Raw genomic sequence first — 9,731 nt, forward strand, 5'->3', positions numbered from 1 at the left:
GGGCCCCCCGCGGGGGGGGGGCGCCGGGCCCCCCCCCCCCCGGCCCCCCCCGGGGGGGGGGCCCCGGGCCCCCCCCCCGCGGGGGCCCGGCCGGGCCCCCCGTCCGGGCCCACGGCGTCACTCGGTTGCCACCGGGTCGCTAGACCGCCCGGTTGCGCCGCTGCGCCAGCTCGTCCGCCGGGTCGTGGCCGACCACCGTCTCACCGGTGTCGGTGCGCTCCGCGTGCAGCCGCACCAGGGTCAGCTCCAGCTCCCGCCAGACCGCGCCGACCGCGATCCCGAAGACCCCCTGGCCGCCCTTCATCAGGTCGACCACCTGCTGGGGCGTCGTGCACTCGTACACCGTCGCCCCGTCGCACATCAGCGTCAGTCCGGCCAGATCGGCGATCTCGGCGGCCTGCAGATGGGCGACCGCCACCCGGATGTTCTGCAGCGAGACGCCGGCGTCCAGCAGCCGCTTGACGATCTTCAGCAACAGGATGTCGCGGAAGCTGTAGAGCCGCTGGCTGCTCGCCGGGTACACCGAGCGGACGCTGGGCTCCAGCAGGCCGGTGCGGGCCCAGTAGTCCAGCTGGCGGTAGGTGATCCCGGCCGCCGTGCAGGCGGTCGGTCCCCGGTAGCCGATCAGCTCGGACGTCGGCGAGAGCCGCTCCAGGGCCGGCTGGCCGGGCTGGACCGCCGGGAACCGGCCAACCCTCGGCAGCTCCGCCGTCCGGGGCAGTTCGGTCACCGTGCGGGCGGTGCGCGGCAGGTGTACGGCGCACAGGCCTCCCGCGGCCACTTCATCGCCAGTGCCGGTCATGCCTACCTCCGTCCACTCGTGCTGCGGGCAACGGGCCGCGGGCGATCGGACACCCGGGCAGCCCCTCCTGACGGTAGGCAGTCCCCTATGGCCCGTCAACGATCGCCACGCCGAGCCGAACAGACCGCATCACTCAGGAGGGTGGTTTTTCGTGCCCCTAGTGTGGGTAGATGGGAGCATTTTGGCAAAACAACCGCACCGGCCGCGGAACAGCGGCCTTCCGGCCGGTCCCGCGGCGCTCGCGGCCGCTCCGCGCCGCTACTGCGGGCCGCCCCCGCCGAAGTCCTCCGGCGACACCTGGTCGAGGAACTCGCGGAACTTCTCGACCTCGTCCTCCTGCTCGTCCGGGATCGCGATGCCCGCCTCGGCGAGCACCTCCTCGCTCCCGTAGATCGGCGTACCGGTGCGCAGCGCCAGCGCTATCGCGTCGGACGGCCGGGCGCTCACCTCCACCCCGCCGGCGAAGACCAGCTCGGCGTAGAAGACGCCCTCGCGCAGATCGGTGATCCGGACCTCGGTGAGCTGCTGGCCGAGCGCCTCCAGGACATCCTTGAACAGGTCGTGCGTCAGCGGGCGCACCGGCGTCATGCCCTGCTGGGCGAAGGCGATCGCGGTCGCCTCGCCGGGGCCGATCCAGATCGGCAGGTACCGATCGCCCCCGACCTCCCGCAGCAGCACGATCGGCTGGTTGGAAGGCATCTCCACCCGGACACCCACGACGTCGAGCTCATTCACACAGGCAACCCTATGGCTCCCGACCCGGATATGAAAGCGCAGCGCCGATGCCGCTGGTCAGGGCGGTGGCCGCGGCGGGCGGGTGTTACGACCGGATCCGCAGACCGGCCTGCACCATCGCCGCGTGCAGGCGGACGGACAGTGTCGCGAGCTCCCGGGCGGTGGCCTCGGCGTGCGCCCTGGTCTGCGGGTTGCGGTGCCGCCGCAGCGGCGCCACCACCTGTTCGACCAGGGCGATCTCCCGGTCCGCGGCGGCCTTCATGGCCCGCAGGTGGCGCGGCTCCAGCCCGTACCGGCCGAGCTCGGCGACCAGCCGGGCGACCTGCAGCGCCTCGCCGTCGTAGCCGCCGTCCGGCCCGGGCGCGACCAGCCCGTAGGACTCCCACTCGGCCAGTGCGGCCTCGCCGGCCTCGGCGGCCGCCAGCAGCTCCGCCCGGCCCAGCCGGACCCCGGCGGAGGCCTCGGCCGAGGCGGTCAGCTCGCGGTCCGCCTCCTCCACCGGCCCGGGCCGGGTGTCCGCGGCCCCGGGCAGCGCGGGCGGGCTCTCGCCGCGCTCGATCGCGTCGAGGTGCTCGCGGATCACCCGCAGCGGAAGGTAGTGGTCGCGCTGCATCCGCAGCACGTAGGCCAGCCGCTCGACGTCGGCCGGGCTGAACTTGCGGTACCCCGAGGGCGTGCGCTGCGGCTCGACCAGCCCCTCCGCCTCCAGGAAGCGGATCTTGGAGATGGTGACCTCGGGGAAGTCGTCGCGCAGGAAGGCCAGCACGGCGCCGATGCTCAACAGCTCGTCAGCACCGCGCCGCCGCCCGGCGGGCCGGTCCGGGCGGACCGGCTGCCTGGGGGCCGCGACCACCCCCCGCGCGCCCTGGTCCGGCCGGGGGCCGGACGGCGCGGGGGTGGCCGCCCCGAGAGGAGAGGAAGGGGTGTTCGTACTCACTCGGGCTCCTGCCGACGTTGGTTTCAGTACCCCCGGTTGTGGCTGGCGAAGAAGACCAGCCGGTACTTCCCGATCTGCACCTCGTCGCCGTTGTTCAGAGCGACCTCGTCGATCCGCTCCCGGTTGACGTAGGTGCCGTTCAGGCTGCCGACGTCGGCGACGGTGAAGCCGCCGCCCGGCGTCCGGCGGAACTCCACGTGCTTGCGGGAGACCGTGACGTCGTCCAGGAAGATGTCGCCCTGCGGGTGGCGGCCCGCAGTGGTCTTGTCCGAGTCCAGCAGGAACCGGCTGCCGGAGTTCGGGCCGCGCTGGACGATCAGCAGCGCCGAGCCCGGCGGCAGCGCGTCGATCGCCGCCAGCACCTCGGCCGAGAGCGCCGGCGTACCGGTCCCGGTCGTGGTGTTGGGGTCGTAGGACTCCAGGCCGGAGATCGAGATGGTCGAGGTGGTCTCGGCCGAACCCTCGGGCAGCAGCCCGCCGCGCAGCGCCGTACCGCAGTTGGAGCAGAACCGCGCCGAGGCCGGGTTCGGGTTGCCGCACCTGGGGCACGGAGTGGGGCCAGCCATGTTCACAGCCTCCTGGCGCGGCACACCCGACGGGTTGTGCCCGGCGTACGGATCCGGGGCAAACCCTCCACCAGAGGTTGAGGGTCCTGTCGGGAAACCTATGCGCGGCGCGCCGGAAGGGTCAACCGACGCGCCGTAGCCCGCCTGATTCCCCGCGTACTGGGCTCCGCCGTCGCGGTAGAGCGGACGCTCGGCGTACTCGCCGCCCTCGGGGGCGGAGCGCATGCCCGGCACGGCGGGCTCGTCGTCCCGGCGGTGCAGCGCGGTGGGCGCCTCCGCCGCGGCCGCGCCGCGGCCCTTGTTACGACCGAACAACTTCGAGAAGAAACTCACGGGCGAATCCCCTTGCGTGTGACAGACCCGCCCGTGGGGCAGGGTGGGAACCTCGGACAGGGTGCCGGCCCGGTCGTGGATCGGGCCGGCCGGAGTGGCACTCCGAACATGACGGTCACTTCGGAGCCGGCTTGGCGTACTGCGGCGTCTTCGGATCGACGAGGGCGTCGACGACCACCTTCTGCTGCTGGGAGATCGTCGCGCGCGCCTGGTGACTCTCCAGGGTACGGACCACACCTCCCGGAATGTTCAACGCGGGCGTGAGGTCCTGCGGATTCCCCACGACGGTGAAGCGGTAGGGCGCCGAGACCTTCTTGCCGTCGATCTGCACACCGCCGCCGGACGCGTCCGTGAAGTAGGTGTTGACCACCACGCGCACATCGTTGATCTGAATCGCCTCCGCCCCCGCCGCTCGGAGTTCCTGCAGGGTGTCCAGCAGCATATCCGCCTTCACCTGCCCTTGGGGATCATCGACCGTCAGTACGATGCCCGGACCGGTGGCCCGGACGGTCCCGGCGAGGACGCCGAGTTCCGTCGCCTTCTTCCTGGTCTGCTCCTGGGCCTCCTTGGCCTGGTTGGAGCTGTTCTCCAACTTGGCCAGGGACTGCTCCAGCTCCGCCTTCTCCTGCTGGAGACGCTGCTGCCGGCTGTCCAGTTCGTCGAGGATCCGGACCAGGTCCTCCTGCCGCGCGCCGCGCAGCTGGCTGTGGTGGTCGTTGGTCGAGCGGACCTGGATCGCCAGCCCCAGGCCGAGCGAGAACAGCAGCAGGGCCACCACCAGCTGACCGCGCGACACCCGCGGCGGCCACAGCGCCGCCATCAGCCGGCGCCGTCCGGCGTGCCGGTCGACCGTCTGGGCGGACACCGACATCGGGGCGTGCTCGGGCTCCTCCTGGTCGTCCTCGAACTCCGGCCCCTCCTCGGCCTCCGGCGCCTGCCGGGGTTCCGGCGCCTCCTCGGCCTCCGGTGCCTTCCCGGGTTCTGGAGTGACGGAGTCCGCACCGAGCGCCTCCGCCGCCACTTCCGGCGCACGCGCGGGCGCAGGCATCACCACCGGGGCGCGCCCGGGAGCGCGCGGGGCGGCCCCGGCCTCGGGCTCGGCGTCGGAGCCGCCGCGCGGGGCGTCCACGGGCCGCTGCGGCACCGCCTCGGGCGCCGCCACCGGGCCCGCCGGGAGGGCCTTCCGCACCGGGGCCCCCTCGATCTGCGCAGCGGTCACCGCCCCGCTCCCGGGTCCTTCCCCGCGCTTCGCGTCCTGCACAACTTCTCCCGCCGATCCGTCCGATTTCTCCTCCGCCGCGCGCCCGCGGTCCGGCTCAGGCACGGAAGACATGGCGCCGGATGGCCGCGGCGTTGGAGAAGATGCGGATGCCGAGGACGACGACCACGCCCGTGGACAGCTGCGAGCCGACGCCGAGCTGGTCGCCGAGGAAGACGATCAGCGCCGCGACCACCACGTTGGACAGGAACGAGACGAAGAACACCTTGTCGTCGAAGATCCCGTCCAGCATCGCGCGGACGCCGCCGAACACCGCGTCCAGCGCCGCCACCACCGCGATCGGCAGGTAGGGCACCACGGCGTCGGGCACCTCGGGCTGGACGAAGAGTCCGACGACGACCCCGATCACGAGACCCAGTACGGCAATCACGGTGTAGTTGCTCCTGTCGCTGCGGAGGACGACCCGCTGGTGGTCGCGGTGGTCGGGCGGGAGGTCGTGCTCTTACTGGCCGGGGCGCTCGACGAGCGCTTCCCGCTCGCCTTCGCCGACGGCGACGCCTCGGCGGAGGGGCTCGCGGACGAACGCCCCGTCGGGGTCGGGCTCGCGCCGGGGCCGCTGGCCGAGGTTCCGGTCGGGCTCGCCGACGGACCGGCCGGCGGACTCCCGGTCGCGCTCGGCGAGGCCTCGGGGGTGGCGGGCTGGGCGGTCCGCAGCGTGACGCCGACGGCGGCGGGCAGGGTGAGGCTCTTCTGCGCCGAGATGGTCGACTTGATGCCGTACTTCTCCTGCAGCAACCGCAGGTACTGGCCCGCCATGGCGTTCTCGAAGGCGCCCACCAGCTTGGGCCCGTCCCCGAGCGCCTGCACGGTGTACGGCGGCACCAGCGGCCGGTTGTCCACCAGCACGGCCTCGCCGGCCGCGCGGATCGCCGAGAGCGCGGTGAGCCGCTGCCCGTTGATCGAGACGGCCTCCGCGCCCGAGGCCCAGAGTCCGTTCACCACCAGCTGGAGGTCCCGGTCGCGCAGCCGTCCGCTGTTGGAGAAGCCCTGCCCGGAGCGCGGGTCGACGTTCCCGCCGGAGCCGGTGCCGGGCGCGTCCTCCACCACCAGCTTCACACCGGGTCCGGTCACCTCGCCGAGGCCGACCGCGCCGGCCACCGCCGCCGAGTCGCCGTCGCCCGAGGCGAGCGCCTGCTGCTGGGTGTTCTCGACCTTCCGACGCAGGTCCTGGACCTGCTGCTGGAGGTGGTCGGCCGAACCGTTGGCGTCGTTGATCCGGTGGATCAGGGCGTCGCGCTCCCGGGCGAGCGTGGGCTCCGCCTTGTGCGCGTTCACCGCCCCGACCGTGACGACCGCGCCGACGAGCGCCAGCCCGGCCCCCAGCGTCAGCAGGCCACGCGCCGTCCCGGGTATCCGGTACGGCCCGTCCCCGCCCCGGGCGGCCGCCGCCTCGGCGTACCCCTCGTCCAGGCTGTGGTCCATGACGTTGGTCAGCAGGGACATCGAGGCGTCCGGACGGTTGTACCGTCCACTGCTGGCACCCTGCCCCGGCGTCGCTGACATGCGGACCATCGTCCCATGTCGCACGGGGCCCCCGCGCACGCCCCCTGACCAGGGAACATGCCAAACCGGGCGGACCGCGACCAACCGCGCGAAACGGACAGCGGGGCGGGACGGCACCGGCCGTCCCGCCCCGCCGCGGGCTCACCCCGGGCTCACCGCCCGGCGCCGTCCACCACCGCCGCCCACTCGTCGAGCAGGGCCTCGCTCGCCGCGTCGTCCGGGCCCTCGGCCCACAGGTGGGTGACCGCCTCGGCCGGGTCCGGCAGGACCAGCGTCCAGCGCCCGTCCGTCTCGACCACCCGGACGCCGTCCGTGGTGTCCAGCCGCCGGCTGCCGGCCGCCTCCACCACCGAGCGCATCACCATGCCCTTCGCCGCCCACGGCGTCGCGATGTCCCGCCGCCGGATGTGCGCCTGCGGGATCCGCGCGTCGATCTGGCTCAGCGTGAGCTGGGTGCGGGCCACCAGGCCGACCAGCCGGACGAACGCCGCCGCCCCGTCCAGCACCCCGCTGAACTCGGGCACCACGAAGCCGCCGCGCCCGTCGCCGCCGAACACCGTGCCCTCGGCGGAGGCCGCCTTGGCCAGGTCGTCCGGCGTCGTGGTGGTCCAGATGACCTGTGTGCCGTGGTAGGCCGCGACCTGCTCGGCGATCCGGGTCGTCGTCACCGGCAGCGCCACCTGTCCGCTCCGCCGCTCCGCCGCGACCAGGTCCAGCAGGACCAGCAGCGCCCGGTCGTCGTCGATCACCCGGCCCAGCTCGTCCACGAAGGCCACCCGCTCGCCCACCGGGTCGAAGCGCACACCGAAGGCGGCGCGCGAGGAGGCGACCAGCTCGCCGAGCCTCGCCAGCCCGGCCCGCCGCTCCTCGGCGTCCTCGGTGGGCCGCGCCTCGTCCAGCCCGCTGGAGACGGTCAGCGCCTCCACCCCGAGCCGGCCGAGGATGCTGGGCAGAACGAGCCCCGCGCTGCCGTGCGCGGTGTCCACGACCACCTTCAGCCCCGCCTCCCGCACGCCCGTGATGTCCACGGTCCGCAGCAGGTTGCCCGCGTAGGAGTCGAAGACGCTGGACGGGAAGGTCAGGTCGCCGATCTCGCCGGGGAAGGCCCGCCGGTACTCCTGGCGCGCGTAGACGCGGTCGAGCTTGCGCTGCCCGGCCTGGGAGAGGTCGGCCCCGCGCTCGTCGAAGAACAGGATGTCCAGCGAGTCCGGCACCCCGGGCGTGGTCCGCAGGAAGATCCCGCCCGCGCTGCCCCGCGCCGTGTGCTGCCGGGCCACCGGCATCGGCACGTTCTCCAGGTCGCGGACGTCGATCGCGCTGGTCTGCAGGGCGGAGATCATCGCCCGCTTGAGCGCTCGCGCACCACGCGAGTGGTCACGCGCGATGGTGACGGTCGCCCCCTTCTTCAGGGTCGTCGCGTACGCCCCCGCCAGCCGGACGGCCAGCTCCGGGGTGATCTCGACGTTGAGGATGCCGGAGACTCCGCGCACCCCGAACAGGTGCTCCTGCCCCCGGGACTCCCAGATCACCGAGGTGTTGACGACGGCGCCGGCCTCGATCGTCTTGAACGGGTAGACCCGGACGTTGGCCGCGATGATCGACTCCTCGCCGACCAGGCACTCGTCCCCGATCACCGCGCCGTCCTCGATCCGCGCGGCCCGCATCACATCGGTGTTCTTGCCGACGACGCAGCCGCGCAGATTGCTCTGCGGCCCGACGTACACGTTGTCGTGGACGACCGCCTTGTGCAGGAAGGCGCCCCGCTTCACCACGACGTTGCTGCCGAGCACGGTGTGCTCGCGGATCTCCACGCCGGCCTCGACCTTGGCGTAGTCGCCGATGTACAGCGGGCCGCGGAGCACGGCCTCCGGGTCCACCTCGGCGCCCTCGGCCACCCAGACGCCCGGAGAGATCTCGAACCCGTCGAGCTCGACGTCGACCTTGCCCTCCAGGACGTCCGCCTGGGCCTTGCCGTAGCTCTCGTGGGTACCCACGTCCTCCCAGTAGCCCTCGGCCACGTAGCCGTAGACCCGCTTGCCCTCCTTGAGCAGCTGCGGGAACACGTCACTCGACCAGTCCACCGACTCGCCGGCCGCGACGTAGTCGAAGACCTCGGGTTCCATCACGTAGATACCGGTGTTCACGGTGTCCGAGAAGACCTGGCCCCAGGTCGGCTTCTCCAGGAAGCGCTCGACCCGGCCCTCGTCGTCGGTGATCGTGATCCCGAACTCCAGGGGATTCGGCACCCTGGTGAGACAGACGGTGACCAGTGCGTTCTTACTGCGGTGAAACTCGATCAATTCCGAGAGGTCGAAGTCCGTCAACGCGTCGCCGGAGATCACCAGAAAGGAGTCGTCCTTTAGGGCGTCCTCGGCGTTCTTGACACTCCCCGCAGTGCCGAGTGGCGTCTCCTCGTTCGCATAGGTGAGATGCATGCCCAGCTCTTCACCGTCACCGAAGTAGTTCTTCACCAGTGAGGCCAGGAACTGGACGGTCACGACTGTGTCGGAGAGACCGTGCCGCTTCAGCAGCCGAAGCACGTGCTCCATGATCGGCCTATTGGCGACCGGAAGCAGCGGTTTCGGCATGCTGGAGGTCATCGGGCGAAGCCGAGTGCCTTCGCCCCCTGCCATAACAACGGCTTTCATTACGGGTGCGTCCTCCTTCGCGGTGGTGGGCCCTGCGGGTCCATCAAACCGTTCCAGAGGTGGTCTACCCGGAAGGTATCGTCCGACGCACCGTGGCGCCGTGGGAATTCTCTCAGATCACGTCTCAGACCGTGGACACCGAGGAGTCCGTGCCGCCGCGGATGATCTGTCGCGCCTGGACCGCGTAGAGAATCGCGGCCCACCAGTACAGAACGGTGCCCCACCAGATGAACGCCCAGCTCACGATCTCGGCCGGCTGGGCGATCCAGCTGTCCCCGGAGCCGAGCAGCAGAAGCGGAAAGGCGTACATCAGGTTGAATGTCGCCGCCTTGCCCAGGAAACTGACCTGCAACGGTCCGTAGCCGTGCCGGTTGAGAATCGGCAGGAGCGCCGCGATAAACACCTCGCGGGCCAACAGGATCGCCGTCAGCCACCACGGCAGGATCTCACGCCAGGTCAGCCCGACCAGGGTGGAGAACACATAGAGGCGGTCCGCCAGCGGGTCGAGCAGCTGCCCCACCCGGCTGATCTGACCCCACCTCCGGGCGAGTTTCCCGTCCAGGTAATCACTGATGCCACTGAGCATCAGAATCAGCAAGGCCCAGCCGTCGTTGTTCGGCCCGTCGAACACCGGCCAGAGAATGAGCCAGAGGAAGAGCGGAACACCGACCAGCCGGCCCATGCTCAGCATGTTGGGGATGGTGAGGACGCGATCGGTCTGGACCCGCGTCTCCTGGACCTCCACCCGGGGGCCTCCTGTCACGTCTGGCAACTACTGCATATCGACCTTACAACAGAGAAGCCCCCGACCGATGACCGGCGGGGGCTTCTCCTGAATGATTGTTCGGCGGCGTCCTACTCTCCCACAGGGTCCCCCCTGCAGTACCATCGGCGCTGTGAGGCTTAGCTTCCGGGTTCGGAATGTAAC

9 protein-coding genes and 1 rRNA gene are annotated in these 9,731 nt (G+C 71.7%); all 10 read right to left on the bottom strand.

Annotated features, from left to right (window positions below; all coding sequences use genetic code 11):
• Nucleotides 1–139: 139 nt before the first annotated feature.
• Nucleotides 140–802 carry a MerR family transcriptional regulator gene (locus tag ACFVFS_RS39615; RefSeq protein WP_380629886.1) on the bottom strand — a complete coding sequence of 221 codons (663 nt, stop codon included), beginning with the start codon at nt 800–802 and terminating at the stop codon, nt 140–142.
• 258 nt (nt 803–1,060) lie between these two features.
• A complete protein-coding gene (locus ACFVFS_RS39620; protein ID WP_030062493.1) occupies nt 1,061–1,537 on the bottom strand; it encodes a bifunctional nuclease family protein in 477 nt (158 codons plus the stop codon).
• A gap of 85 nt (nt 1,538–1,622) precedes the next feature.
• Nucleotides 1,623–2,318, bottom strand: a complete 696-nt coding sequence (locus ACFVFS_RS39625) for a MerR family transcriptional regulator (RefSeq protein WP_380629895.1) — start codon at nt 2,316–2,318, stop codon at nt 1,623–1,625.
• A gap of 179 nt (nt 2,319–2,497) precedes the next feature.
• A complete protein-coding gene (locus ACFVFS_RS39630) occupies nt 2,498–3,040 on the bottom strand; it encodes an FHA domain-containing protein (protein WP_376090360.1) in 543 nt (180 codons plus the stop codon).
• Between the two features lie 448 nt (nt 3,041–3,488).
• Complete coding sequence (locus ACFVFS_RS39635) at nt 3,489–4,421, bottom strand: DUF881 domain-containing protein (protein ID WP_380629897.1); 933 nt, start codon at nt 4,419–4,421, stop codon at nt 3,489–3,491.
• Nucleotides 4,422–4,689: 268 nt separating this feature from the next.
• The gene (locus tag ACFVFS_RS39640; RefSeq protein ID WP_344340336.1) at nt 4,690–5,022 is read right to left on the bottom strand and encodes a small basic family protein; all 333 of its coding nucleotides are present in this window, start codon (nt 5,020–5,022) and stop codon (nt 4,690–4,692) included.
• Nucleotides 5,019–6,155 (bottom strand): DUF881 domain-containing protein, encoded by a 1,137-nt coding sequence (locus ACFVFS_RS39645; protein WP_380629888.1) that lies wholly within the window; start codon nt 6,153–6,155, stop codon nt 5,019–5,021. The genes ACFVFS_RS39640 and ACFVFS_RS39645 overlap by 4 nt, the downstream gene beginning before the upstream one ends.
• 152 nt (nt 6,156–6,307) lie before the next feature.
• Entirely contained in the window at nt 6,308–8,803 is a 2,496-nt protein-coding gene (locus ACFVFS_RS39650) for a sugar phosphate nucleotidyltransferase (RefSeq protein ID WP_380629891.1), read from the bottom strand.
• Between the two features lie 124 nt (nt 8,804–8,927).
• The gene (locus tag ACFVFS_RS39655; protein ID WP_380629893.1) at nt 8,928–9,548 is read right to left on the bottom strand and encodes a CDP-alcohol phosphatidyltransferase family protein; all 621 of its coding nucleotides are present in this window, start codon (nt 9,546–9,548) and stop codon (nt 8,928–8,930) included.
• A 97-nt stretch (nt 9,549–9,645) separates the two neighbouring features.
• Nucleotides 9,646–9,731, bottom strand: a 5S ribosomal RNA gene (gene rrf / locus ACFVFS_RS39660); the annotation flags it as partial.

It is taken from the genome of Kitasatospora sp. NPDC057692, from assembly GCF_042799475.1.
Classification (GTDB): Bacteria; Actinomycetota; Actinomycetes; order Streptomycetales; family Streptomycetaceae; genus Kitasatospora.

What these genes read in the sequence shown, in the direction of transcription:
- ACFVFS_RS39615 (WP_380629886.1), bottom strand. Translation starts at nt 802, where the DNA reads ATGACCGGCACTGGCGATGAAGTGGCCGCGGGAGGCCTGTGCGCCGTA.
- ACFVFS_RS39650 (WP_380629891.1), bottom strand. Translation starts at nt 8,803, where the DNA reads ATGAAAGCCGTTGTTATGGCAGGGGGCGAAGGCACTCGGCTTCGCCCG.
- ACFVFS_RS39635 (WP_380629897.1), bottom strand. Translation starts at nt 4,421, where the DNA reads ATGCCTGCGCCCGCGCGTGCGCCGGAAGTGGCGGCGGAGGCGCTCGGT.
- ACFVFS_RS39645 (WP_380629888.1), bottom strand. Translation starts at nt 6,155, where the DNA reads ATGTCAGCGACGCCGGGGCAGGGTGCCAGCAGTGGACGGTACAACCGT.
- ACFVFS_RS39630 (WP_376090360.1), bottom strand. Translation starts at nt 3,040, where the DNA reads ATGGCTGGCCCCACTCCGTGCCCCAGGTGCGGCAACCCGAACCCGGCC.